This window comes from Haloarcula sp. H-GB5, from assembly GCF_054850705.1.
This window is the reverse complement of the sequence record NZ_JBTWBG010000003.1, coordinates 340,537-364,627: the sequence shown is the minus strand read 5'-3', so window position 1 is coordinate 364,627 and position 24,091 is coordinate 340,537. Positions and strand designations below refer to the sequence as shown.

Annotated in this window: 22 protein-coding genes and 1 rRNA gene; 11 read left to right on the top strand and 12 right to left on the bottom strand. The window is 60.0% G+C overall.

Annotated elements, in window-relative coordinates; all coding sequences use genetic code 11:
* The first annotated feature begins 523 nt into the window (after positions 1-523).
* Positions 524-2,422, top strand: coding sequence for a methyl-accepting chemotaxis protein (locus ACYJ11_RS17115; RefSeq protein ID WP_461648730.1), 1,899 nt, complete (start codon positions 524-526; stop codon positions 2,420-2,422).
* 71 nt (positions 2,423-2,493) lie between these two features.
* Here the strand turns inward: ACYJ11_RS17115 and ACYJ11_RS17110 are convergent, their stop codons facing one another.
* Entirely contained in the window at positions 2,494-2,928 is a 435-nt protein-coding gene (locus ACYJ11_RS17110; protein WP_049943817.1) for a universal stress protein, read from the bottom strand.
* 120 nt (positions 2,929-3,048) lie between these two features.
* Positions 3,049-4,404 (bottom strand): sulfatase, encoded by a 1,356-nt coding sequence (locus tag ACYJ11_RS17105; protein ID WP_461648694.1) that lies wholly within the window; start codon positions 4,402-4,404, stop codon positions 3,049-3,051.
* Between the two features lie 323 nt (positions 4,405-4,727).
* Between ACYJ11_RS17105 and ACYJ11_RS17100 the strand changes: the two genes are divergently transcribed.
* Positions 4,728-5,126, top strand: a complete 399-nt coding sequence (locus tag ACYJ11_RS17100; RefSeq protein WP_049943816.1) for a ribbon-helix-helix domain-containing protein — start codon at positions 4,728-4,730, stop codon at positions 5,124-5,126.
* A 41-nt stretch (positions 5,127-5,167) separates the two neighbouring features.
* Here the strand turns inward: ACYJ11_RS17100 and ACYJ11_RS17095 are convergent, their stop codons facing one another.
* Together ACYJ11_RS17095 and ACYJ11_RS17090 are read right to left on the bottom strand one after the other, a co-directional pair.
* Complete coding sequence (locus ACYJ11_RS17095) at positions 5,168-6,235, bottom strand: NAD(P)/FAD-dependent oxidoreductase (protein WP_461648693.1); 1,068 nt, start codon at positions 6,233-6,235, stop codon at positions 5,168-5,170.
* A 119-nt stretch (positions 6,236-6,354) separates the two neighbouring features.
* On the bottom strand, positions 6,355-7,029 hold the full coding sequence (locus tag ACYJ11_RS17090) for a ribonuclease HI family protein (RefSeq protein WP_461648692.1): 675 nt from the start codon (positions 7,027-7,029) through the stop codon (positions 6,355-6,357).
* Between the two features lie 144 nt (positions 7,030-7,173).
* Between ACYJ11_RS17090 and ACYJ11_RS17085 the strand changes: the two genes are divergently transcribed.
* The 3 genes from ACYJ11_RS17085 (at position 7,174) to ACYJ11_RS17075 (ending at position 9,145) form a co-directional block, all read left to right on the top strand.
* Positions 7,174-7,503: a hypothetical protein gene (locus tag ACYJ11_RS17085; protein ID WP_170098685.1), complete on the top strand. Its 330-nt coding sequence runs from the start codon at positions 7,174-7,176 to the stop codon at positions 7,501-7,503.
* 72 nt (positions 7,504-7,575) lie between these two features.
* Positions 7,576-8,793: a PQQ-dependent sugar dehydrogenase gene (locus ACYJ11_RS17080; RefSeq protein WP_461648691.1), complete on the top strand. Its 1,218-nt coding sequence runs from the start codon at positions 7,576-7,578 to the stop codon at positions 8,791-8,793.
* 178 nt (positions 8,794-8,971) lie between these two features.
* Complete coding sequence (locus ACYJ11_RS17075) at positions 8,972-9,145, top strand: hypothetical protein (protein WP_005533154.1); 174 nt, start codon at positions 8,972-8,974, stop codon at positions 9,143-9,145.
* A 106-nt stretch (positions 9,146-9,251) separates the two neighbouring features.
* On the opposite strand, the gene ACYJ11_RS17070 is transcribed toward ACYJ11_RS17075, so the two are convergent.
* The 3 genes from ACYJ11_RS17070 to ACYJ11_RS17060 form a co-directional block, all read right to left on the bottom strand.
* Positions 9,252-9,950 (bottom strand): SDR family NAD(P)-dependent oxidoreductase, encoded by a 699-nt coding sequence (locus ACYJ11_RS17070; RefSeq protein ID WP_461648729.1) that lies wholly within the window; start codon positions 9,948-9,950, stop codon positions 9,252-9,254.
* A 228-nt stretch (positions 9,951-10,178) separates the two neighbouring features.
* Entirely contained in the window at positions 10,179-11,285 is a 1,107-nt protein-coding gene (locus ACYJ11_RS17065; protein WP_461648690.1) for an agmatinase family protein, read from the bottom strand.
* Between the two features lie 187 nt (positions 11,286-11,472).
* Positions 11,473-12,489 (bottom strand): AbrB/MazE/SpoVT family DNA-binding domain-containing protein, encoded by a 1,017-nt coding sequence (locus ACYJ11_RS17060; protein WP_306710562.1) that lies wholly within the window; start codon positions 12,487-12,489, stop codon positions 11,473-11,475.
* Between the two features lie 410 nt (positions 12,490-12,899).
* Between ACYJ11_RS17060 and ACYJ11_RS17055 the strand changes: the two genes are divergently transcribed.
* On the top strand, positions 12,900-14,462 hold the full coding sequence (locus tag ACYJ11_RS17055) for a high affinity choline transporter 1 (protein ID WP_461648689.1): 1,563 nt from the start codon (positions 12,900-12,902) through the stop codon (positions 14,460-14,462).
* 87 nt (positions 14,463-14,549) lie between these two features.
* On the opposite strand, the gene ACYJ11_RS17050 is transcribed toward ACYJ11_RS17055, so the two are convergent.
* A complete protein-coding gene (locus ACYJ11_RS17050) occupies positions 14,550-15,026 on the bottom strand; it encodes a Mov34/MPN/PAD-1 family protein (RefSeq protein ID WP_461648688.1) in 477 nt (158 codons plus the stop codon).
* A 213-nt stretch (positions 15,027-15,239) separates the two neighbouring features.
* Between ACYJ11_RS17050 and ACYJ11_RS17045 the strand changes: the two genes are divergently transcribed.
* Both ACYJ11_RS17045 and ACYJ11_RS17040 read left to right on the top strand, forming a co-directional pair.
* A complete protein-coding gene (locus ACYJ11_RS17045) occupies positions 15,240-16,670 on the top strand; it encodes an APC family permease (RefSeq protein ID WP_461648687.1) in 1,431 nt (476 codons plus the stop codon).
* A gap of 2 nt (positions 16,671-16,672) precedes the next feature.
* Complete coding sequence (locus tag ACYJ11_RS17040) at positions 16,673-17,407, top strand: universal stress protein (RefSeq protein ID WP_461648686.1); 735 nt, start codon at positions 16,673-16,675, stop codon at positions 17,405-17,407.
* Positions 17,408-17,470: 63 nt separating this feature from the next.
* Here ACYJ11_RS17040 and ACYJ11_RS17035 read toward each other — a convergent pair whose 3' ends face one another.
* Both ACYJ11_RS17035 and fmdA read right to left on the bottom strand, forming a co-directional pair.
* Positions 17,471-19,087: a TCP-1/cpn60 chaperonin family protein gene (locus ACYJ11_RS17035; RefSeq protein WP_461648685.1), complete on the bottom strand. Its 1,617-nt coding sequence runs from the start codon at positions 19,085-19,087 to the stop codon at positions 17,471-17,473.
* A 34-nt stretch (positions 19,088-19,121) separates the two neighbouring features.
* Positions 19,122-20,393 (bottom strand): formamidase, encoded by a 1,272-nt coding sequence (gene fmdA, locus ACYJ11_RS17030; RefSeq protein WP_461648684.1) that lies wholly within the window; start codon positions 20,391-20,393, stop codon positions 19,122-19,124.
* Between the two features lie 443 nt (positions 20,394-20,836).
* On the opposite strand from fmdA, the gene ACYJ11_RS17025 reads away from it, so the two are divergent.
* The 3 genes from ACYJ11_RS17025 to ACYJ11_RS17015 are packed head-to-tail and all read left to right on the top strand — an operon-like array spanning position 20,837 to position 22,699.
* Complete coding sequence (locus ACYJ11_RS17025) at positions 20,837-21,514, top strand: SCO family protein (RefSeq protein WP_461648683.1); 678 nt, start codon at positions 20,837-20,839, stop codon at positions 21,512-21,514.
* Positions 21,511-22,038 (top strand): TlpA family protein disulfide reductase, encoded by a 528-nt coding sequence (locus tag ACYJ11_RS17020; protein WP_461648682.1) that lies wholly within the window; start codon positions 21,511-21,513, stop codon positions 22,036-22,038. The genes ACYJ11_RS17025 and ACYJ11_RS17020 overlap by 4 nt, the downstream gene beginning before the upstream one ends.
* Position 22,039: 1 nt before the next feature.
* Positions 22,040-22,699, top strand: coding sequence for a cytochrome C biogenesis protein (locus ACYJ11_RS17015; protein WP_461648681.1), 660 nt, complete (start codon positions 22,040-22,042; stop codon positions 22,697-22,699).
* Positions 22,700-22,901: 202 nt separating this feature from the next.
* Here ACYJ11_RS17015 and rrf read toward each other — a convergent pair.
* A 5S ribosomal RNA gene (gene rrf / locus ACYJ11_RS17010) occupies positions 22,902-23,024 on the bottom strand.
* A 220-nt stretch (positions 23,025-23,244) separates the two neighbouring features.
* On the bottom strand, positions 23,245-23,862 hold the full coding sequence (locus ACYJ11_RS17005; protein WP_461648680.1) for a nitroreductase family protein: 618 nt from the start codon (positions 23,860-23,862) through the stop codon (positions 23,245-23,247).
* Between the last annotated feature and the right edge of the window lie 229 nt (positions 23,863-24,091).

Below are 24,091 nucleotides of genomic sequence, written 5' to 3'. Positions count from 1 at the left end.
GTGGGTTCTGCTACTTGGCTCCACAGTCAGTGTGTGTCTCCCCCCGGCCACTGATGTACCGGAGTGCAGAACCTGTCGTCGTGGTTGGCGACACACAGTGGGTTGCACACAGTTTCTCCCACCCCACCACCTGCAGCCCACTCATCCGTGACCCGAGTTGCGGTCAGTGTGTCTTCCCTTATTGACAGAGAGACTGCCATGTACCGACTTTAGTGTTGCTGTGAGTAAACCAAGACCTGCGTTTTCAAGGGTCGCTACCGCAGCACTGTGCTCGCAGTCGCTGCCATCCACCTCAGGCAACGAAGTGGCTAGCTATCAATTACTGAATATACGCGGTCGTCTGTCGTAGCTGTTGACCCTCAGCACATACCTGACCGAATGACAACAGCGCAAATAGTGAACAAACCATATTGAATAATAGTGTATGTCTTTGCACCGTCCAGCGTGCACTAATCAAATTTGATAATTTCATGAACAGTAATATAATTTCTGAGCGTTTTTCAGAGGTATGGCAAATGGTAACATGACAGGTGCTGGAAACATTGGAAGCCGGGACACCACCGGCGGCGATGGTGGCTTCCTCTCGACCATCCCGGATGGGAGTTCAATTCCCGACGAAACGTGGCAACGCCGCCACAAATATTTCATCATCACAGTTCTGGCGCATATCCCGTTTCTGTTGATTCTAGGGCTCGTCGAAACGACGCAGAGTCCGATCATCGGCGCAGCCATCCCCGCCGTACCGACCGGACGGGTGCTGCTTCAGATTGGTCTCATTGCTGGGTTTGCGTTCGCCGCAGCCCTACCGCAACTCAGCCGTCGAGTGCGAACTGTGCTAGCGGTCACGGGACTCGCGTTCTGTACCGGCACGCTTGTGCACTTTAGCGGCGGGTACATTGAGGCACACTTCCACTTCTTCATCGCAATCGGCATCGCCGCAATCTATGAAGATTGGATTCCGTTCGGCATCGGCATCGCGTACGTCGTCGTGAGCCACATTATCTTCGGCATCATCGACCCCGCCTCAGTCTACAACCACACGGCAGCGCAACTGAACCCCATCGCTTGGGGCGCTATCCATGGCGGCTTCGTTGCAATGCTGGCGATCTCATTGACGATCCACCTGAGTTCCATCGAAAAGTCTCGACAAAAGGCACAGACAGAGATTGAACGTGCCCGCGAGCGGGCGAATAAGATCGATAATCTCGAAGAGGAGCGAGCCGAAATTGAACAGCAGCGCGAGGAAGCCCAACGTCTCAAAGACGAGGCCGAGCAGGAGCGTGAAGAGGTCGCTGCGCTCAACAGCCATCTCGAACTGAAGGCCCAGACGTACAAAGACGCAATGGAGGACATGGCGGACGGCGACTTCACAACGCGTGTTGATGCGGATAGTATGAACGATTCGATGGCTGAAATCGGCGTTGCGTTCAACGGTATGGCGGACGAACTCGAAGCGACGCTCGGCGAGATTCAGTCGTTCGCTGCTGCTGTCGATAGACAGGTCACGGAGTCGGATTCAGCACTGCAGGAAGTCGCGACGGCGAGCGACGGTGTGAGCGGCTCTATCCAGCAGATCGCTGCCGGCGCTGATGAACAGCGGGGAATGGTCGAAGAGGCGAGCGCCGAGGTGTCGAACTTCTCAGCGGCGGTCGAAGAGATCGCGGCGTCGGCTGATGAAGTCGCACAGACTTCTGCCGAGACCGCAACAATCGCGAGTGATGGGCAGTCACTCGCCGAAGACACGCTAACTGATGCGAAAGATGTCAAGGCGTCTATCGACGAAACGGTGGAGACAGTAACCGAACTCGACGACCAGATGGCAGAGATCGCGACAATTGTCGATTTCATCTCCGATATTGCTGAACAGACGAATATGCTGGCGCTGAACGCGAACATCGAAGCGGCCCGCGCTGGGAACTCCGGGACCGGAGATGCAGGCGACGGCTTCGCTGTTGTGGCTGACGAGGTCAAGACACTGGCCGACGAGACCCAGGAGTCTGCGGGGAACATTCGAACCCGAATCGAGAACATTCAGGACCAGACCGGCACTGTCGTCAGTCAGGTTGAACGGGCGAGTGAGTTAGTGGAAAAAGAGATCGAAGCCGTTGAGCGGTCCGTTACTGCGTTCGAACGGGTTGCTGAGAACGCCGCGGAAACCGATACCGGTGTCCAAGAAATCAGCGACACGACTGATAGCCAGGCGGCGACCAGTGAAGGTGTCGTGTCGATGATCGACGAGGTCGCGGATATTAGTGTTGAGTCGGCAGACGAAACTGAATCTGTGTCTGCGACAGTCGAAGAACAAACTGCTTCGATCAATGAAGTGAGCAACCGGATGGAGTCGCTGTCCGACCAGGCACAACAGCTCGAAACGCTGGTCGGGTCGTTCAGCGTCAGAACCGATGTCGCTCAGTCACAGTAAGTAGGGACCCGAATTTCTAGTTTCCGCCTGCATCAACTACCGCAGCCTGCGACCACTGACGAACCGCGCGCTTACTCCGACTCGGAAACGCCAACAGTGAGGACCGGAACGGACGACTTCGTGACGACCTTCTGTGCCGTGCTCCCGAGCATATTCTGTTCATACTTGTCTGCCTGCGTTCCCATCGTAATCAGATCAATATCGGCGTCTTCAACGTACGACACAATGTTGTCTGCTGGTTTGCCCCGCTGGGTCGCTGTCGAGACTTCGATTCCTTCCTGTTCCAGTGTGTCCCGGACTGCCGACGTGGCTTCTTCGCCCTCCGCTCGGAGGTTCTCAAGCACTTCGTCCTGCATCTCGTCATCCATCGACAAGAACGCCCGGTCGTCGATGACATACAGCGCGTGGACGGTGACATCCCGCCCGTCGGCAATATCGATTGTGTGTTCCAGTACCTGCTGCATTGACGCACTCCCATCCGTTGGAACGAGAATATCGCTATACATCGTTCGTACAAATCAAGTTGCGACAAACATCCCTTTCGATTCTGTTCAGCCATCGCAAGTACGACAGCTATAATACGAGTGTGGCGGACGATGCTCGGTTTCGGCCTGATTAGCACCGGTTCAGAGATAGCCGAGTCGCTCCAACCGCGACTTGAGGTCTACGTCGTCGAAGCCATCGATATCGTATTCTGCCATTTCGTCCTCCCCAGACGCAAGTTGGGTGATTTCGAGCGTCTCACTGTGCGCTGCGGAGTCAGCGACAACGTCCGACGGCGAGCGGTCGATAGGTGTATCGTGGTTGGACTCGGACCGCCGGCCCCGCACGACCGCTTCGTATTCATCCTCTCCCCACGCTGCGCGCTTGTAGACGGTGTCGCCGGGCCCGTCAAGATACACAAGTGATGCAGGCTGTCGGAATCGGTCCGGTTCGTCAGTGTACTGCTCGGCGTACTCAGCTGTCTGTCCGGTGGGCGGTGACTGGTATGCAGTCGTTTGCCCATCAGGTGCGACGAACCATCCGGAGTCGTCCTCATCCCCGTCAAAGGCAGCCAGTACGGCGTCGGGAAACCGTGACAGCGTCGCCAGGGACTCGATTCGCCGCCCCTCGGTCTGCCCCGGTCCGCGGACGACCAGCGGGACGTGAAACAGTTCCTCCTGCGTGCCCATGCCGTGCATGACGGCCGGTGGCTCTGTGGCCGCCTGTGGCGGCTCTCCGAACCCATCCCCGTGGTCCGACGTGATGACCACGAGCGTCTCATCTAACACACCGCGTGTCTCCAGAGCACCGATGACCTGCTCCAGAATGGCGTCAGTCTGTCGAATCGCCCCATCGTACAGCGGTTCGAGTAGTTGTCCGATGCCCGCTGGGAGTTGCTCCCCGTAGACGCTCCACTCCCATTTGATCGGGAGTTCGTCGTGCATTGCCCAGTAAAAGTCCGCGCCCCACTCATCGTAGGCGTCCCGCGTCGCGTACGGCATATGCGCATCCATCAGATTCAGGCACGCAGCCCATGACTCCGATTGCTCGTCGATCCACTCCGTCAGCCTGTCAGCGTACCAGAACCCGTCGACACCGTTGCGGGTCTCGGACGGGTCGTCAACGTCCGTTGAGTCGGGCCGTTCCGTGACGACGGACTCGAAGCTATCACTGAGACCGGATGGGTGAACCGTAAGATACGGGTTCTCGGTAAACACGCCAGTTTCGTAGCCTTCCCCATCGAGGAAATCAAAGATGGTCTGCCCGGGCTCCAGCCGTTCGGTTATCTGGAGTTTATGCCCCTCGGACGGAACACCGGTGAACAGGCTCGTATGTGCCGGCAGCGACCAGCTCGCGGTCGTCCGTGCCTGCGTGTACACTGTCGCCTCCCGAGCGAATTCCTCCAGAAAGGGTGTGGTCTTGCGCCGGTGACCTAACAACGAGGTGTTCGCCGCGCGTACGCAGTCGAGAACGACGAGTAACACGTTTGGCCGACCCATTGTCAAACTTTAGAAGGTGTCCACGGCAAAAGTATGTTCTGTAATCGGGATTTTCATTGTCGTGCTGGTAGCCAGTATCTACTTGCCGGGGAGTCGATAGCATCGGTGTACAGAACTAATTGCCTCCCCGTCATTGGACGGGATCGACTTTGTGTCAGTGAGCGCACTCTACGTTCCTCACTGCCGCCAGAAATCATCACCGCTGCTAGTACTGTCAGGCGGGATTTTACAATCAAATAGGCGATACCAAAACAATCAACACACAGTGTGCCAGCCCCCGCGGGAGCATATTTTATATGGGTCGACAGTCTGATGAGTAATACGTGGTCAAGTCAACGGTTCGGTTCCCTGAAGCGGTGATGGACTGCGTCGAGGAGATGGTAGAAGAGGGTGTCTTCTCGAACAAGTCCGAGTTTCAGCGGTTCGCCGTTGAGTACGTCCTTTCGGAAATCGAGGACTACGAACCCGAGATGGTTGATTTCGACGAGCTACAGAAAGAGGTCTTCCAGCACCAACCGGCTTCCAGTGGGGCCGAGATGTCGCCGGAGATCAACGAGAACTTCTACGAGAACGCTGCTCGCGTCCGACAGTTCGCGATTCGTGGTGACATCGAGACCGCAGAGGAGTACATCGACACTGCGTACCCCGTGACAGACCCTCGCTGCTTACTGCTTGACGACTTGCTCGAATCCTATCGACAGCACGACACCGAAGACGAATAGTCGCTTCTCGGGGCCGATACTCGGTTACTTACTCCGGAGCGTCAGTCGTCGTCAGCGCGGGCCTCTGGCGTCTCAGCCGAGCGTGGCCCGGCGGCGTGACCCTCGTGTGCCAGCGCCGTCGCGAACAGTTCTTCCGAGACAGCGGGCACCTCCACATCTTCGACCGCTCCCTCGGACTCGATGTCTTCGACTGAACGCGGGTACTTCCTGAGGTCCTTGTGGATAGCGATGCCCGCATCCGCGCCCTCGCCCATCGCGACTGGAATCTGGTTGTGACCTGGCGTCAGGTCTCCGACTGCGTAGATCCCGTCGATACTGGTCTCGCCGTGGTCGTCGACGGCCACCGTCCCGTCGTCGTTTCTATCGACTCCCAGCTCGTCGGCCAGTTCCGCGTGATAGTCCGAACCGAGCATCGGGAAGCCGCCCTTGTACTCCCGGACGCTTCCGTCCTCGAATTCGTACGCTGATAGCCAGCCGTCATCGTCGGTTTGCTTGCCGGACAACTCTGTCTCGACGATCTCGACCGGGTGATTGTCGAGCATCGTCTGCGTCTCGTCGCTCCATTCCGGCTCCTCGCCGCGAGTCAGGACGTCCACGTCGTCAGTGTAGTTCAGCATAATCATCGCGACGTGGGCCGCGGCTTCGCCGGTCCCCATGACGAACACCGGCTCGCCGACGAACATGAACGCGTCACAGTGGAGACACCAGTGGAGCCCTTTCCCGGTGCGTGGCAGCGGCGGGTCTGGACGCTCGTCGGCGAACCCGGTCGCCAAGACGACCCGCTTGACCACCAGTTCGCCGTCGCTCGTCGTCACCGTGAAGCCGTCCTCGTCTCCGAGTGGCTCGACTGACTCCACGAAACCTCGTTCGTAGGTGCCGCCGTAATCCTGCACCTGTTCGCGTGCCGTCTCCAGGAACTCGTTCCCCGAAACGTCCTCAGTGACGCCGATGACGTTGTGCGTGTCGGTCATCATTGCAGCGCGGCCCCCACCGCGGTTGATGACAATCGTGTCCATCCCCAGTCGGGTGGTGTATAGTGCACTCGTCAGCCCGGCCGGGCCGCCGCCGACCACGACCACATCATAGTCGAACTGCCCATCAGTATACATTAGCATAAAACACGTGCTCAAGGAATAAAAACAGCAGAACAGCGGCTACTTACACACCCATCTCTCGCTGGTGAGCCATTTCGCGAGCAACGCGACCGACAGGCTCTCTGGCCCCTGTCTCACCCAGGACCGAGGGCTGCGATGTCGGCCCCGACCGTCGCCTGTGCATCAGCTGGGTTCGGATCACTGTCAGCCAGATGCGTCCACTCGTGGGCGGGCAGCGCCGACAGGTGGTCAGTGATCGCTGTGCTGTACGGCGTCGCTTTCACAGTGCTCTCTTTGCTACCCCAGATGTGGTTGATGACGGTCATCGAATCGATGCGGATCTCGACCGATTCCGGATCACATCGTGCCACCAGTGCTTGCAGCCCGAGCTGGAGGGCAGCGTATTCGGCGACGTTGTTGTTCGTCCGGGAGCCAACCGGACGCCCGAGTCGGGCGATCTCCGTCTCATCAGCCTGAATCACAGCACCGGCCCCGGCCGGCCCGTTACTGTGTGCGCTGCCGTCCACATAGAGAACTACCTGTGACACGGCGGAAGTAGCCGCGCTCTGCTGTGCCGGGGGCGGGCCAGATTCGATGAGCTCGTCGATTGCGGTCCGTATTTCAGCAGCAGTTGTCTCCGGGTCGAACAGGCCACCGTAGCCAGCGACGGCAGCATTGATCGCATCGATAGCGGGGGTGAGTTCGTATCGATACAGGGCCAGCAGTTCGTCGACCCGTGTCGCCAGCGGCGAGAGTGTCTCCGCTGGCAGACGCTCTCTATCACCTGCTGGCTGATTGTGACGGTCCATCAGTGCTGCGTAGCTGCGGGAGGCTAAAAGACACTTCGCCGCGACAGGCCCAACGGGCGGTCGGCGTACGAATATCTCTCCAATGACTGGAACTTCCCGATGGGAGCCAAAATAAGCCGTCGCTGCCTACTGGATAGATATCTGATGAACGTCGACCGGATCGAAGTAAGCCATACCGCTGCAGAGAAAGCTGACCGATATCTCACGCCGGAGCAACTCAAGACCGTGCTGCGGGAACACACCGGCTACGTGTGCCGACGCGCGTCACCGAATCATGACGACCTGTACCCAGACAACGAATTTACACTGCGCGGTGAGTTTTACGGACTACAGCTTGACATCGTGTTCGCCGTCGAAAGCGACCACGTCGCAGTCATCACACAGATGTCACAGCACAGTGATAGCCTGCGCGGACAGTTCTACGAGTACGTCGGCGACACTGCCGAGGACGCCGTCGAACACGCTCGGTCGTAGAGTGACTGATTCTGCGGGCTGGCCGCGGCTGGGACCGCAGTTAACAGCACTGCGACCGTAGCTGTGGCCACGATGGACAGACGGACCTTCCTTGCTGCGAGCGGGCTCACGGTCGCAGGGACACTCGCGGGCTGTAGTGCTCCCAGCGACAACCAACAAGGCGACGGCGATACAGCCACGGATTCCGGGCAGACCGACGACTCAGCGACCGCTGTGACTGTCGAAACCGTCGTCGATGGGCTCGAATCCCCCTGGAGCGTCACGCCGCTCCCTGACGGCTCACAGTGGCTGGTCACAGAGCGCGTCGGCCGCGTGGTGCTGGTCGATCCGTCAGACGGCACAGTCACACCGATCAGTAACGTACCGTCGGTGTACGCGAGCGGTCAGGGCGGGATGCTCGATACGGCGCTCCATCCCGACTTTCCGGACCCGGCGTTGGTGTATCTGACATATTCGAAAGCCAACGATAGCGGTGAATCGGCAACACATCTGGGTCGTGGTCGCCTGAACGCGGCTGACGCGCAGTTCGATCGATTTGAACAACTGCACGTCGCGGAGCCGTTCGTCGACTCCGACGGGCACTTCGGGTCTCGCGTCGTGTTCGGCCCGGACGAGTTGGTGTACATGACTGTCGGCGACAGGCAATTCAAGGACTTTGGACCCGACCACGTCGCTCAGGACAGGACGAACGAGCTCGGGACCACGCTTCGGTTGACACCCTCGGGTGGTATTCCCGATGCGAACCCGTTCACCGACGACCCGGACGCGGTCGATTCGATATTCAGCTACGGCCACCGCAACGCCCAGGGGATGACCGTCCACCCCGACACGGGAGCTATCTGGCAGACTGAGTTCGGCGAACAGGACGGTGACGAAATCAACATCGTCGAACGTGGCGCTAACTACGGCTGGCCGGTCGCCGACGAGGGCTGTACCTACGGCAGCGGCGACCCTATCGGCGTCAGCCACGCGGATCGCGACGACGTCGTGGCACCAGTTTATTCGTGGGGCTGCGGATCAGGTGGGTTCCCGCCCAGCGGCGCGACTTTCTACACCGGTGACGCTTTCCCGGAGTGGACCGGCGACTTGCTCGTCGGCGGGCTGGCATCGCAATACCTCGCCCGGTTCACCGTCGACGGGCGAACGGTCGAGGAAGCGACGCCTCTCCTCGCCGACCGAGGGTGGCGTATCCGTGATGTCGTCGTCGAACCCGAGACTGGGAACGTCCTTGCTGCCATCGACTCGCCGGACGCACCCATCGTCCGACTCCGACCTGCCAGAATCGGCTGATTCGGCGACAACCGTGTGGATCGGCGACCTGTGCCCGTGATCTGAATTGGTGTTGGAGCGATACATCAACGGTGAATGGGACCGTTCTGGTCCATACTCCCACAAATTCCTATCGATTAGACTCGGTCAGTGAGCCCCGTACCGCGGCATTTTTGCTTCTGAACCCGCTACACCGGCTGTGAACCAGACTGCGATTCTGCACGCCGCGTTCGGAGTACTGATCGTCGCAGGGTTCCTCGTTTCGGCACCACTGAGCTATGGCCTGTACGGGCTGGGGGCTGCGTGTTTCATCGCCGGCATCGTACTCGCTCGATTGGATAGCGAGGAGTCGGAAGCCGCAGACACCGTCTAGCCGCGGACCTGCGATGGCTGGTGACCAGTGTGGACTGTAGCGATTGTGGGACTCTCGCCGTCCCAACATACCTGCTGTGAGTATGCATCGACTGGTGTCTGCCCGGTCACGCTTCCTGTAGTCGACCACCGTCGACGGCCACGTTCTGACCGGAAATGTAGGCAGCCGCGTCACTACAGAAAAACAGAATCGGTGCCGCAACGTCCTCGAATGTGGCTGGCCGCCCGCGCGGGTACTCCGATACGTCCACCACAGTGTTCTCGACCGCAAAGGGCGACACAGCGTTGACCGTAATCCCGTCGTCCTGTGTATCGTACGCCAGTGTGCGCGTAAACTGCAGGACGGCTTTTTTCGCTGCGAAGTACGGGAAGTTCATCGGCACTGCCCTGTCGTCACGCGCATCTGCCACGCCGAAGTTGATAATTCGTCCCCAACCGGCCGACCGCATCGATGGGAGCGCTCGCTGCGAGCACAGATACGTCGAGTATAGACACCCTTCAACAGCGGTTTTCCACTCATCGAGGGACAGTTCGTCCCACTGTCCCTGTGGGAGCGGCCCGACGGCATTGACCAAGATATCGATATCGCCAAGTTCTGACTCACACTCCGAGAACAGCGAATCAACGGCGTCGGGATCTGTTACGTCACCTTCCACCATGGTTGCCTCGACGCCGTGGGTCCGTGCGTCGGCTGCTGTCTCCGCCGCCGCTTCTTCGCTTGTCCAGTAGTGCACAGCGACATCGGCACCGGCAGCCGCCAACTCGAGGAGCATCTCTCGGCCGACACGCTTCGCAGACCCTGTCACAAGAGCAGTACGCCCGTCCAGTTCCGGCTGAATTGCTACCACTTCTCAATATACCGCTGTGATAATCAAAAATGCGCGGGTACTCGCAACGCTTGATGACTGGCTGCTGTCCGGTGACCCCTTTTGACGTCATCCGAGCCAGCGTCTACCGGCCGACACACCACCCCCCAAGCACATTCCACCAATGGAGTACAACAACAGCGATTGAGCCGTATACCGCGGCGGTGGTCAGTCGTCGGCCGGCGTCTCGGCTTCCTCCGTGGGACCGAGCGGTTCCTTGGGCTTGATCGGGTCCCCCGATTCCAGTCCCTTTTCGGCGAGTGCCATGCTCCCCATGACCTCGATGATGAGACGGTTGGCCAGCCCGCTGGTGACGCCGCCGTTGTAGGAACTACTGTCGCTGGTGTCATAGGCCGGGGAGACTTCGACCACGTCGAAGCCGAAGTCCTCTGGGTCGAGGGCCTTCACAACCTCGCGGACCATGTAGATGGCTTCCCGCGGAACGAGGCCGCCGGGTTCGGGTTCGCCGGTGCCGGGTGCGTAGGCCGGCTCCATCACGTCCACGTCGAAAGAGACCCACACTGCGTCGGTCCCGTCAGTAGCTCGCTGGACCGCGTCGGCGACGATATCGTCGAGGTCCATCCCGCCGACATCCATCGAAGTGTACCACTTCATATCGGCCTCTCGCATCTCCTCGTAGGTGTCCGGACCGGGCCAGAATCCACGCGGACCGATGAGCGTGTAGTTCTCTCCGGCCATGAGGTCGTCGTCGAAGACCCGCTTGACCCACGCCCCGTGGTCGTACTCGAAGCCGGTCAGGCCCTCGTCGCCCGTGTCCGCGTGACAGTCGAAGTGGATGAGGCCGATGTCGTCGTAGCCGTTCGCCTCGGCCCAGCCCTTGATGTCGGGGTAGGAAATAGAATGGTCGCCGCCGATGACAATGGGCGTGGCCTGCTCGCTGATCTCGTAGACCGCGTCCTCGATGTTCAGTTGGCTCTGACGGGTGTCCCCGGGCGAGACGGCTGCATCGCCGGTGTCGGCCACGCTAAATGTGTCGAAGGGGTCGATACCGGTCTCGATGTTGAAATGCTCGTAGGGGGGCGAAGGGACCGTCGAGGCGGCCCGGACTGCACGCGGGCCGTAGCGGGTGCCCGGACGGATAGTCGTCGCCGTGTCCAGCGGTGCACCGAGAATACCGATGTCGACATCCTCTTCATCGAGCGCGTCGCGTTCGACTTCTGGGAGTTTGAGGAACGTCGGGATGCCGCTGAAAATGGGTTCGTTCGCTTCTTTATGCTTTTCGCCGTAGATGTCGTCGCCGTTTCGGTTAGTCATGATATAGTGGTTCCCCGGGCTCGAACTGGTCGAACCCAGCGTGTGTATCGACAAAAGTAGATGATTGCGAACTACGGATAAGCGTTCCTTCGGATGTGTAAAACCCACTCCTATGACCACGAGTGGACATGTACTGTTCGAGTTTCCTTAAGGAATTTAATGCTGGCTCGCCCCTCTCGGTCAGCAGTTACTCCCCGGTGACCAGAGAAGGGTCGTTCCGGAAGGCCAGATGCGTCGCAACTGAGAGGCTGTCGCGGGCGTGTCTGGCGCTACGTTCGAGCAGGACCACAGCGCGCTGGAGCGCCAGCAACGGTTCGGGACGTTCGGCTTCGAGGTGGGCGTTCAGTTCGGCGATCCTGTCATCGACCAGGTCGAACGCGGCGCGGGCGTCTTCGGTCGCGTCGTAGTCGGGGGTCGTCACTGCCGACCGGGTCGCGCTCGCGGCGTCATCGAGCGCGTCCCCGAGTTCGGTGAGCTTCGAGGCGGTCCGTTGGTCGGGCGTCGCCGAGTCGCTCGCCAGCCCCGCGATCTCGATGGCCGTGTCGGCCATCAACACCACGTCCTGTGCGACCGAGCGGTACCCGATCAGTGGAAAGCCTGTCTCCAGCCCGACAGTCTGGTTCAGTCGCGGGTTCCGGTAGATAGTAAACACCAGACGCAGGAACAGGTAAAACAGCTTCTCGACCTGGGCCTGGCGGCTCTCCACCGTCTCGATGAGGGCCGTGTCACCCTCGATGAGCGCGGAAATCGCGTCCCCACGTATCACCGCCTCGGTGCGACTAAGTCGGCCCAGCAGCGTCGGGAGGTCGAAGTCCTCGGGCGCGACCGAGCATCGCACCGTCACCGTTGTTTCGGCCTGTTCAACGATACCCAGCCCCATTAGTCGACGCTCGGCATTCATTACGGCGGTACGGTGTTCGGTCTCCAGCGGTGCCGTCGCCTCGATTCGGATGAGCTGTCGGCCAAGAACGTACTGCGTGATGATGGCCCGCTCCAGCGCGTCAGGGGTCAGCGCGTCGGCGTCGATGGTCGCCTCCACGTCCTCGATAGTGGGCTGTTCGGGGACAACGAGCAGCGACCCACCATTTTCGTCGCGCTGGACGATGACCTCGTCACCCTTCGAGATGTCGTGTTGCCGTGCCCAGTCCACGGGCAGTGTCACCGCCAGCGTGGACGAGCCCAGCTGCTGGACTTTCCGTTTCATTCGAATCGGATCGGGCGTCACCACGCACCACTCCTATGGATTTTCGAAACGTCCATCAATCGCTCTATCTCTTATCAGATTAGGGCGCATTTTCTACTTCCGGTTGAAACAAATTCTCCACATTCGCAAGAAACTGAACGATATGCAAGTGCCTGCGCAGCTAAGGTATTAAAACAGTCCTAGGAGTTACGCACCGTACATGTGTCCACTAACACACTCCTACAGTCCATGCTCGTTGCGGGATAACTCTACTGTGTAAACAATACTGTCATAATCGCTTTATGTAGTGCTCAAAACGAAACTGATGTGACTGAATACCGTCCGGCCCGGAACCAATCTGGGCGTAAAACTGTGGAATCGGGCTACAGAGGCGATGATAGTTGTTCAATCGTCAACAGTGGTGGTTCGCCGTGAGCGTCATCCTCTATGGGCTCGCCGCCACCATCGTGACGATGATGGCCATCGGGTTCTACGTCGCGAAGAAGGTCAACGGCGACAGTATCAACTACATCGTCGCCGGTCGGGGACTCATTCTCCCGCTGGCCGCGGCGACGCTGATGGCGCAATCGCTCGACTCGAACGCGACGCTTGGGAACACCGACCTCGCAGCAGGGTTTGGCTTCTGGGCCGGTGCGGCACTGCCCGTCGGGCTGGCGCTCTGCCTGTTCCTCACCGGACTGTTCTTTGCGAAGCCGATGAACCGACTCAACCTCACGACGCTGCCGGACTTCTACCGCCGGAAGTACGGTCGTACCGCCGAGATCGTCGCAAGCATCATCATGTCCGTCGCCTATGCGTTCCTGCTCGCGGGGAACCTCGTCGCCGGCGGCTACCTCTTCCAGATTTTCGTCGGCACGAGCTTCCAACTGGGTGTGTTCATCATCGCCGGACTCGTGCTCGCGTACACTGTCGCCGGCGGGCTGTTCTCGGTCGCCTACACCGACGTGATACAGGCAGGGATCGCCTTCTTCGGCTCCATCGCGCTCATCGTCTACGTCACGACGAACTACGGCATCACGATTCCGTCCGGGATGGGACCGACGAACCTCGGGCAGCTCACCGACCCGAGTCAGGGGGCCTACATCAACCTCGCCACCATCGTCGCTCTCGGACTTGGTGACATCGTCGCCATCGACTTCATGGAGCGGGTGTTCGCGGCTGACAGTCCCGAAACCGCACAGAAAGCCTGCTTCATCGGGGCCGCCGGTACGCTGATCATTGGTGTCCCGTTCTCTGTCGTCGCGTTGTCGGCGAACCCGATTCTGGCCTCCCTTGGTGTCGAGGCCGGGAACCAGGCCGTGCTGTACACGCTACTACAGAACGCTGTCCCACCGTGGCTGGCTGCACTCGTCCTCGCCGGCATCGTCGCCGCCTCGTTCTCGACGAGCGATGGGGCGATTCTGGGAACGTCGGCGGTCATCGCTCGGAACATCGGTAACATCCGCGTCGACGAGGAGAGTGCCGCCAGCCCGGCAGCCGCCGCGGACGGCGGCGTCGACGAGGGCTTCTTCGGTTCGGAGAGTGACAAACTCCTCACCGTCACGCGCCTGATGTCAGTCCCGATAACGCTACTTGGCGTGTTCCTCGCGATACGGGTGTCCGCGACCGGGATGTTGCTCGTGCTGGCGTTCGACATCATGCTGGCTGGCGCGTTCGTCCCGCTTGTGATGGGACTATACTGGTCCGATATCGCGACCACGCCGGCAGCACTCGGCTCGATGATCGCTGGCTCCGCCACCCGTCTCGTGCTCTTCGTGATGGTGCCGACGACCTACGCCTACGAGAACACGCTCCTGTACATCCCTAACGACATCTTCACCGCCGCTTTCGACGGCCTGCCGACGTTCATCGCCGCCGCGGTGGGGCTTGTGGCGTTCCTCGTCATCGCCTTCGTCACCAAGGACGACTACCCGATATACAGCGTCGAGAAACAGAGCAACCCCAACATCGTAGCCGGCGGCGAGGAAGACTGAGTATATACCGCTTTACCGCCAGCGCTTCCGATTTCACTGTCGACCAGCACGCACCAGCCCCGAGTTGCCACACTCAGACCAGTTACCTCAGATGAGCCGTGGCAGTCTGGTCGGCTCTTCGTGGGATGGTTCTCCCATCACTGGGATCTCTTGCCAATTAAACAACCCCAGTCGGAACAGCCGGTAACTGTAGGGCTCCCCGTGTGGGGCGAACACGACGAGTGCGAACCGGTCACGGATGTTCCGCCGGTCGGTGCCCGTCAGACCGGACGGCGTCGACGCCGACGTGTGTGAGTGATAGAACACCCGAGGCTCCGGCGGAATCTGATCGGGTGCCGTGGCGGCGAACCGACGCCGCGGCCTCGGCGAAACATTTTCGAGCGGGACGTGATCGGTCGCATACAACTGGTCATCCTGTCGCGTACACGCGAGGTATCCCCCAGCCTCGTGGGGATGACTCGCCGCGATGTGCGCCGCTATCGCGTCCCGAACCTCGTCGGGAACCGTGAGCGCTCGGGCCCGATGACTGAAACGCACAGTACCTACAGCAGGTGACCGAGACATAGAGTTGTTTCGACTGGCCAGCCGGTAGTGTGTGGCCGGTTCACTGGCTTCCGGAGCCGCAAGCGGGGTTTCGCGAGCCCACAGAGATGGTTCTCTATGTGGCGCTACGCTTATGTCGCCGGCCTGTTCATCCAGTTCACCGGCGTTGCGGCCTGCGAGTCGGCACGCATTTCGTCGGCGGTTTTATCGGGTAGGTGATATAATTTCTAGCATATGGTTGACCAGCCTGTTGATGTCGACGCAGCGGGCGAGAACATCGCCGGTGAGGTACCTGCTGAGGAGCCGGAAGCCGTCACCGACGACGCAGTCGTCCACGACGACAACGTTGAACTGGAACGGACTATCGGGCTGGTCGGTGGGCTGGCAATCGGAATCGGGACGATGATTGGTGCCGGAATCTTCGTGTTTCCGGGGCTGGCGGCCGCCAACGCTGGGCTTGCAGCTACCCTTTCGTTCGCAATCGGCGGGCTGATCGCGTTGCTCGTGGCGCTTCCGACTTCCGAACTCGCGACGGCCATGCCACGGAGCGGTGGCGGGTACTACTTCATCTCGCGTGGAATGGGGACAGCATATGGCGCAATCGTGGGCCTCGGACTGTGGCTCGGACTGATGTTCGCCTCGGCGTTCTATCTGGTCGGGCTCGGCCACTACGCGAGCGCCGTGTTCGCTGAGCTAAACGTCGCGCTCCCGTTCAGTCCAGTCATCGGCATTGGGTTGCTGTTCGGGGCTGCACTGACGGCATTGAGTATCGGTGGCACAGAAAACACCGCGAAGATCCAGAACGTGGTGGTGGGGGTCCTCCTTGTCGTGCTCACGGGATTCCTTTCCTACGGTGTCCTCGACGCTGTGGGCGTCTTCGGCGGCGGCACCGTGCCGGAGCAGTTCTTTTCCAGGGGGTACTTTCGGGTTTTGACGACCGCTGCGCTCGTGTTCACGTCGTATCTGGGATTCGCCCAGGTCGCAACTGTCGCAGGTGAAATCAAACAGCCGGGTCGGAACCTTCCGCTGGCGATGGTCGGCTCGGTCCTGATTGTGACCGTTTTTTACGTCGTGACGATTTTCGTCGCGACCAGCGCCTTCGGCGCTGAACGTCTCGGGGAGTTCGGGGAGACTGCGATGGTCGAAGTGGCCCGTGACTTCCTCGGGTTACCCGGTGCGGTCGCGATTCTGGGTGCCGGACTGTTGGCGACGTTTTCGAGTGCAAACGCGTCAATTCTCAGTGCCTCGCGGGCGGTGTACGCGTTGAGCCGTGATGCCTTGCTCCCCAGAAAGGCGAGCGAGGTCAACCTCCGGTACGGTACCCCACACGTCGCACTGCTCTCTGCTGGCGGCCCGATTCTCGTCCTCGTCGCGACTGGCCGGGTCGAACTCCTCGCCGAAGTCGCCTCGTTCCTCCACCTGATTATGTATGGGCTGATGTGTATCGCCCTGCTCGTGTTGCGGCGTCGGAACCCGGAGTGGTACTCACCTAGCTATCGAGTACCGGGCTATCCGGTGGTCCCGGCCGTGGGTGCGCTCGCGAGTTTCGGCCTGATCATCTTCATGCAGCCCGCGTCAATCGCTATTGGCGTCGTTGTCATGCTCGCCTCGTACCTCTGGTACCGTTATTACGCTGGGGACGTGACACTCAAGGGAGATATCTGAATATGACCGACCGTCTATCGATACTCGTTCCGATCCGCGTCCTTGAGGGAGAGTCGATCCCGGAGGGTGTCCCCGAACTGCTCGCCCATGCGCACGTTGTCCTGCTGGGGTATCACGTCATCCCGGAGCAGACTGCGCCCGGACAGGCGCGGATGCAGTTCGAGGATCGGGCCACGGAACGGCTTGATGAGTACGAGGAGATGTTCGAGGACGCCGGAGCCACCGTCGAACGGCGACTCGTGTTCACCCATAACGGCCAGAAGACCATTGACCGCATGATCGCCGAGCACGACTGCATGGCTGTTCTCGTTCCGAACGCTACGGGACCGGTCGAAGACGTACTGGTCCCAGTCCGTGGGGCTATCGGCGTTGACCGTCTCTCCCGCGTCGTCGCCAGTGTGTTTGGGGACATGGACGCCGACGTGACGTTATATCACGTCGCGGACGAAGACACAACGGACGACGATATCCAGACACTGCTTGGCGGAATGGCGGACCGGTTGGCGGAGTTCGGCATGGACCCGTCGACTATCGAGACACGGATCGACCGCGATCAGGACCCCCTTGACGCAATTGTCGACGTAGCAGACGCGTTTGACACGGTCGTGATGGGTGAAACCGACCCGTCGCTGGCGACGTTCGTGTTCGGAATGCCAGCCGATCAGGTCGCCAACCGGTTTCTCGGGCCGGTGTTCGTGGTCCAGCGGGAACGCGCTGCAGCGGACGAAGACGAGTAACTCGCCCTCATTCAGTATTCGGTCGGCTGGATAGCTGTCTGTGTCTGCGCTCCTGTCATGCCCTCAGTGCCCCACTGCCCACGGATAGCCACCCGTCGCCGCGTGGGCGTGGTCGTGTTCAGCGTCAGTTCTGCGCTCGTCTGCACTAGTCCGCACGATGTCGTCGACCCGTAGGATCTGTGTCACAACAGCGACTGCCCGTTGCAGAACACTCCTGAACACTGTGGATGGTTCCAGAACACCTGCCGCAATCATATCGCGGGGATGGCCATCGGGGCCGACACCGACTGTCTCTGAACCAGCGTCGTGCCGCTGTTTTATCGTCGTCAGCGTGTTCAGTGAGTCCGTACCCGCGTTCGTGGCCAGTGTCCGTGGGATGGCTTCCAGCGCGGTCCCGAACCCATCGAACACGATCTGTGTCCGGTCCGGTATCCCACGGGACAGGGCGGCGATGTCCATCGCCAGTGCGGCCGGCACCGCACCGCCGCCCGGCAGGAACGCACCGTCGTCGAGTATGACACGAGTAACGTCGATACAGTCTGCTACGATTCGGCGGACCTCTTCTGCAACGTGTGGCGTGCCGCCACGGAGCAGCAGTGTTGCTCGTTGTTCCTCAGGGCAGCCCTGCAAGGTAAGCGTCTGTGTGGTCCCGACCGTCCGCTGTGTGACCGATTCGACAGTGCCGGTGCTGTCCACGGTCAGGTCGTCGACGGCCATCACTGGCGTGCTTCCTGTCGCCCGGGCGATGACATCGAACTCGTCCCGCCGGGTCCGCTCGACGGGGAGTACACCTCGTTGAGCGAGCGCGGTTCTGACCGCCTCGTCGATGGCTTTCTGGCAGAACAAGACGGTCGCACCTGACTGCACCACTTGCTCTACCAGCTCCGTTCTCCGGTCCTGTTCGTGGGCCTGAAACGCGTTCCGCTGTGTCGCGTCTTGTAGCTCCACCGATTCGATACTGTTCGGTTCCTCGATGCCGATTTCGGCGTCGACCATCGCGATAGCCGGCTCGTCGTCCGTTTGGATACTTGGGTGACTGAGCGCTTCAAGAGATGTCGAAGAGGTTTCCAGATCGACTACCACCCCGTCGAGACAGACGGAGTCACGAAGTTCGCCGCCGGGGTAGGACTTGAGCGTAAGCCTCGATGTGTCGAACTCGACCGCCTGCAGCGCACTGAGGGTCAGTTCGGCGAACCGATCGGTCGAAGCATCGTCCCATCGGCCCGTGACGGCAGTCTTTACAATCTGTGTCAGTTGGTCGTCGTGCCGGCTGTGCAGGCTACGTTCGTACTGCTCAAGTTGGTCAAGGGCGGCCTCGACAGCCCTGACGTAGCCATCGATGATTGTCGTTGGATGAAACCCGTCCGAACGAAGCGTTGCAGCCTCCTCAAGCAGCGCACCGACCAGCACAACTGCCGTCGTCGTTCCGTCCCCGACGGCACTGTCCTGTGCAGTCGCGGCCTGTTCGACCAGCTGCCCGACTGGATGCGTGATATCCATCCACTCTATGATACTCGACCCGTCGTTGGTGACGATGACCGTTCCGTTCTCGCCGACAACCATCTTGTCCAGCCCGTTGGGCCCGAGCGTCGTTCGGATTGCGTCGGCGAGTTCGCCTGCGGCGGTGTGTGTGGTGTTCGGCTCGGCACTGCCGTCATCTTCAGTCGTCTCTCTCAACATTAGTGTCGACAGCCCGTGTTGTCTCTAGCCCTCATTACAGCGGGTCGTCAGTGACACAGAGGTCACCGCGGTCGGTGCTGTTGTGCTCGATCCCCGCTGGAGACGCATCGAAGTCGAACGCGCCAGTCGGGAGGGCCAGCGTCGAACAGGCGTTTGGCACGTCCACGACGCCGCTCTGTCGCCCTTCAACCGGAACGGTGCCGAGGATGTGCAGCGCCTGCTGGCCGGTGTAGCCGAACTGCTTGAGGTAATCGATAGCCTGGAGACAGGCCCGCCGATACGCGGTGTGGGAGTCGATGTACTTCTGCTCGCCGTCCTCAGTGACGGAGTAGCCACAGAAGGTGACGTAGTCTTCGAAGTTCGGTCCGCGGTGACCCGGCTCGAAGATCGGGTGGTCGACGCCGAATTTCTCCATCCCGTCTTTCACGAGGTCGAATTCGAGATCAACGTAGGCGGCCATCTCGATAGCGCCACAGAAGGATATCTCGCCGTCGCCCTGTGAGGCGTGGAAGTCACCGATGCCGAACTTCGCCCCCTCGACGTACACCGGGAAGTATACCGTCGACCCGATGGAGAGGTCCTTGATATCGTGGTTCCCGCCGTGTTCCCGGGGCGGAACGGTCCGGGCCGCGACCTCTGCTGCCTCCTCGGCCTCGTCGGGGTCTATCTCGCCCATGAGCGCACCGTCAGGCGTCGGTGGGTTCGCCACGGCTGGCTCTTCTTCCCCGGTCGGATGGTTCGGTATCGACTCGGGGTCCTCGGCGTGTTTGTCGATGAGTGCCTGTTCGCGCTCGTTCCATGCTTCCAGCAGTTCCTCGCTGGGCGCACACCCTGCGAGGCCAGGATGGATCTTCCCCTCGTACTCGACATCGGGAATGTGGCGCGAGGAGACCGTGTAGCCGTCGATGTCCCAGATGGATTTCGCTGCCTTGGGGAAGTGGTCGGTCAGGAACCCGCCGCCGTTTTGCTGGGAGAACGTGCCAGTGAACCCGAACTCCGAGCGGTCGTTGAGCGGCCCCATGTCGTGGAACTCGACTTTCAGGAGGTCACCCGGCTCGGCACCGTTGACGTGAACGGGTCCTGCGAGATAATGCACTTGCGAGAGATCCACGTCGCGGACCTCGTTGGCGTTGTCGTTATCGGTTATCTGTCCGCCAGTCCAGTCGAGCGCTTCCAGTCGCATGCTCTCGCCGGGGTCTGCTTCGACAACCGCCGGGATGTCCGGGTGCCACCGATTGAACGGGTTCGAACCCGGCTGTTCGTCTGGCGCGCTGTCGACATCTACCTCGAACTTCGTTTCTGGCATTACGACTACAGTATCGGATAGATTACACATAAGTGTTCGGACGGTTGACGTTTAGAAATTACAGTTTCAGCCGATAGTCAACAGTATTCAGATGGGTGTTTCCGCCATATAACCACATATATGCATAGATGGGGAGTATAAGTGTACGTAGGCGACAAGAAGATTCAATTTGATGTCCGATTAGTTTTGTTTATGATAGATGTGGATAGTTGCTGATTATAGATTATCTTGCTACGGTCTATCACGCATCATATTGCTGGTGCATGGGCCGATTGATCACGCAGAATCATCGGAACTCAGCCGGGTCGTGAAAGGAGTCCCAAACTGGGAGCTCTGCAGCATTGATACACACTCACTGCCAGAGATCATACGAAAGCAGGCAAACGGCGGTTTACGAGAGTCACACCAGATTCTCCAAATATTCGAGGGCACAAGCACCGTGTATGCGCAGACGGACGGTTCTCAAATCGACCGGTGCGGTTGGAACAATTGTTGGAGTTGCCGGGTGTCTCGGTGGTGGTCGCTTCGGCGATTCGAATCCCGATGTTGTCCTCGAAGAGCCCGACCGGGAGTTCGAGAGCAGCGACGTTCCGTATCCTGCATGGGGCGAGCAGATTCCGGACGTGAGCGTCTCCACGCCGACCGAATCACGCGAGGTTCGGTTGCGCGATATCGAAGCGCCGGCCCTCCTCACGTTCTTCTACAGCCACTGCCAGACTGTGTGTCCTGTCCTCATCTCGACCCAGCGGAACATTCAGAGCCACGCACAGAACAACGGCTACGCCGATGCGGTCACGTTTTTCGCGATGACCTTCGACCCCGGCCGTGATACCGCAGACCGTCTCGGGGCGTATGCCGACGAGATGAACGTCGACGCCGATAGCGAGAACTGGCAGTTCCTTCGACCAGCGTCGAAGCAGCGGGCGAAGGAGGTCATACAGGACCAGTTTGGGGTAATGTTCCAGCGCACTGACCCCGAGGACATGGATATGTACATGTTCACGCACACAGCACTGACGCTACTGGTCAACGCCGATGGGTTCGTCGAGCGTGCCTACCGCTCGAAGTCGCCGGACGAAGAAACCATCATTGCTGACCTGAAGACGGTGAGAAACGCGTGAACCGCCGACAGGTCGTTGCGGCGATGGCCGGGCTCGGTCTCACTGGTGGGAGTCTCTGGGTTGCCCAGAACGGGCTGTCGGGTATCCAGCCCCGAGACACAGACCAGCTTCCGATTCGTGTCGAGACGCTCGATGCACGCGGCTCGTCAGCAGGCGAGACGGCCGTGCCGACGCCGGGCACTGTCACGGTAGTCGACCTGTTCGCCACGTGGTGTGCGCCCTGTGACGACCAGCTCGAGATACTCGACGCGATTCGGTCCGAGTACACGGACGTGTCGTTCATCTCTGTGACGAACGAGCGGCCGAGCAAGACGCTGACGAGGGCTGACATCAGCGAATGGTGGAACCGCAATGGCGGTGCCTGGACTGTCGGCCTTGACCCCGGCAGCGAGTTGCTGGCGGCGTTCGGAGCCGACGGACTTCCGTACATCGCGATTGTCGACGAGAGCGGGACTGTCCAGTTCGGCCACAGCGGGCTTGCCGAAGACGAAACGCTTCGAGACGAACTCGACGCGCTGGTGTAAGATGGCTGGCGTTGCCGTCCTCGGGACACTCGTGTTCGCTGCGGGCGCTGGCATCACGACGTTTTTCGCTCCGTGTGCGTTCCCGCTTCTCCCGGGGTACATCGGCTATTACATGCGCGAAAGCGACGGGGATGTGAGTATGCTGCCACCGGCCACTGCCGCTGCTGGCGGAGCGCTTGTCGCGCTTACCCTCGTCGCGCTGCTTGTCCTCGCATTCGGGCAGCCACTAAAGAACGCACTCCCGATGCTCGAACCAATCATCGGACTGGGTCTGGTCGTGTTCGGCGTCGTGATGCTCCTGAACCGCGAGCCCGAACTCCGCGTCCCGCTGCCGCAGCGGACGGCGTCAGTAACTGGATTCGGCGTGTTCGGTGCTGTGTACGCAGTCGCAGCAGCGGGCTGTGTCGTGCCGCTGTTCTTCGGTGTCGTCACTCAGGCGCTTGCACTGCCAGTCCACACAAGCGTTCTCGTCCTGACAGTGTACGCGCTCGGGGTAGCGCTTCCGATTGTCGGTGTGACACTTCTCGCGGACGTTGGCATCGGCATCTGGCAAAACTTCGGTACGTACCTGCAACGGATACACCAGACCGCAGCCGTCGTGATGATCTTAGCTGGTGGTGGCCAGATCTACCTCGCGGTGTTCGAACTGGGCGTTGTGTAATTGTAATCGAGCGGCGGATGATTCCTCGCGAACGCTGCCTGTTCGCTATTCCTAGCATCGACAGTGACAGAGCAGCGGCCCGAGTCTGGACACTCCGATACGCAACGGTGACTCTGTCTGTGATGCGTGGCGAATCCAACGACTCCGTAGCCAAGCTACAGTGAAGCCGCGTCGCTCATCGGCGCGTAGGAATAGGTATGAATGGTGGCGGCGAACCGGATTTCCCAGAGGCTCGCGCACTCCAGTACTCCCCGGAACGCTGGTGGGCTTATCTTCCGTGTTCGGGATGGGTACGGGAGGCAACCCCACCGCTGTGGCCGCCTATACGATACCTCTCGTGGCCACACTTATAAGCGTAGCTACTTGGAGACAGGAACTACCTGGACACAGTTCAGCCGCTCAATAATACAGTATCGAAGCACGGAGGACGCGACTCGCTCCGGCGCTCTGTTCCGGAGTGGTAACATGCCGTCCGTGATCGGCGGTACCTAAGTGGTACCTACGTTCGTTGCGACCTATACGGCGTTCAGAACGAAGCTAGCCGCTCACTCAAACCGGCCGTTGAAGACGATTTCGTCTAGTGGCTTCCGACCACTCGGCTCTTCTCGCTCTTTGAGGTCGTCAGGTAGCGTTTCGGGGTCGGCGCGCTCACCGACAGCGACCATCGCTTCGGCGTCGAATTCATCTTCGGGGACGCCCAGAGTGTCGTGAATCCGGTCCCAGTCGAAGCCTGCCATCGGATGAACAGCCAAGTCGCGCCGAGCGCCTTCGAGAGCGAGATTCTGCCACGCAGCGCCGGTATCGAAAGAGCGCGTCACGGCGGGTTCATCGTTGTGGTCGAGGGTAACCTTCGAGAAGACAGCGATGAGTGCGCCAGCGTCGCGTGCCCAGGAGCGGTTGGCTTCGTTCAGCAGACCGAGGAAGGCGTCCCACTCGTCGTCTTCGCGGGTGGCGTAGACAAACCGCCAGTGCTGATTATTGAACGCGGACGGGGCCCAGCGTGCGGCTTCAAACAACGAATGGAGGTCATCGTCAGCGAGCGAGTCACCAGTCATCGCACGCGGTGACCAGCGATTGACAAAGAGCGGGTCGACGTTGTGGACCGGGTCACGGTGTTCAGCAACTTCGTCGTCAAGATTGTGGCCGATATTCGCCTGCGACATTATATATCGTCGTTCGGTTCCCACGCTTATGTACTACTGGCAACATAAGTACAATCAGGTGACATCGATGTTATCTTCGGGTAATTATCAGGTGACATGGCATGAGATAGCACAGGTCTATACAGCCGATTAAATCAGGGTGCGACCGCTGTCGTATATTCCAAATTGATAAATCAGAGGCAGTTTACTCGGATTAGAATCGAGGATCGCGTTTGAATTGCGACTATAC

Excerpts from the sequence above, each read along its gene's own strand:
- ACYJ11_RS17115 (WP_461648730.1), top strand. The coding sequence starts at position 524 with ATGACAGGTGCTGGAAACATTGGAAGCCGGGACACCACCGGCGGCGAT.
- fmdA (WP_461648684.1), bottom strand. The coding sequence starts at position 20,393 with ATGCCAGAAACGAAGTTCGAGGTAGATGTCGACAGCGCGCCAGACGAA.
- ACYJ11_RS17095 (WP_461648693.1), bottom strand. The coding sequence starts at position 6,235 with ATGTATACTGATGGGCAGTTCGACTATGATGTGGTCGTGGTCGGCGGC.
- ACYJ11_RS17040 (WP_461648686.1), top strand. The coding sequence starts at position 16,673 with ATGACCGACCGTCTATCGATACTCGTTCCGATCCGCGTCCTTGAGGGA.
- ACYJ11_RS17105 (WP_461648694.1), bottom strand. The coding sequence starts at position 4,404 with ATGGGTCGGCCAAACGTGTTACTCGTCGTTCTCGACTGCGTACGCGCG.
- ACYJ11_RS17045 (WP_461648687.1), top strand. The coding sequence starts at position 15,240 with ATGGTTGACCAGCCTGTTGATGTCGACGCAGCGGGCGAGAACATCGCC.
- ACYJ11_RS17060 (WP_306710562.1), bottom strand. The coding sequence starts at position 12,489 with ATGAAACGGAAAGTCCAGCAGCTGGGCTCGTCCACGCTGGCGGTGACA.
- ACYJ11_RS17090 (WP_461648692.1), bottom strand. The coding sequence starts at position 7,029 with ATGGACCGTCACAATCAGCCAGCAGGTGATAGAGAGCGTCTGCCAGCG.
- ACYJ11_RS17005 (WP_461648680.1), bottom strand. The coding sequence starts at position 23,862 with ATGTCGCAGGCGAATATCGGCCACAATCTTGACGACGAAGTTGCTGAA.
- ACYJ11_RS17025 (WP_461648683.1), top strand. The coding sequence starts at position 20,837 with ATGCGCAGACGGACGGTTCTCAAATCGACCGGTGCGGTTGGAACAATT.
- ACYJ11_RS17110 (WP_049943817.1), bottom strand. The coding sequence starts at position 2,928 with ATGTATAGCGATATTCTCGTTCCAACGGATGGGAGTGCGTCAATGCAG.
- ACYJ11_RS17085 (WP_170098685.1), top strand. The coding sequence starts at position 7,174 with ATGAACGTCGACCGGATCGAAGTAAGCCATACCGCTGCAGAGAAAGCT.
- ACYJ11_RS17080 (WP_461648691.1), top strand. The coding sequence starts at position 7,576 with ATGGACAGACGGACCTTCCTTGCTGCGAGCGGGCTCACGGTCGCAGGG.
- ACYJ11_RS17015 (WP_461648681.1), top strand. The coding sequence starts at position 22,040 with ATGGCTGGCGTTGCCGTCCTCGGGACACTCGTGTTCGCTGCGGGCGCT.
- ACYJ11_RS17050 (WP_461648688.1), bottom strand. The coding sequence starts at position 15,026 with ATGTCTCGGTCACCTGCTGTAGGTACTGTGCGTTTCAGTCATCGGGCC.
- ACYJ11_RS17035 (WP_461648685.1), bottom strand. The coding sequence starts at position 19,087 with ATGTTGAGAGAGACGACTGAAGATGACGGCAGTGCCGAGCCGAACACC.
- ACYJ11_RS17065 (WP_461648690.1), bottom strand. The coding sequence starts at position 11,285 with ATGACTAACCGAAACGGCGACGACATCTACGGCGAAAAGCATAAAGAA.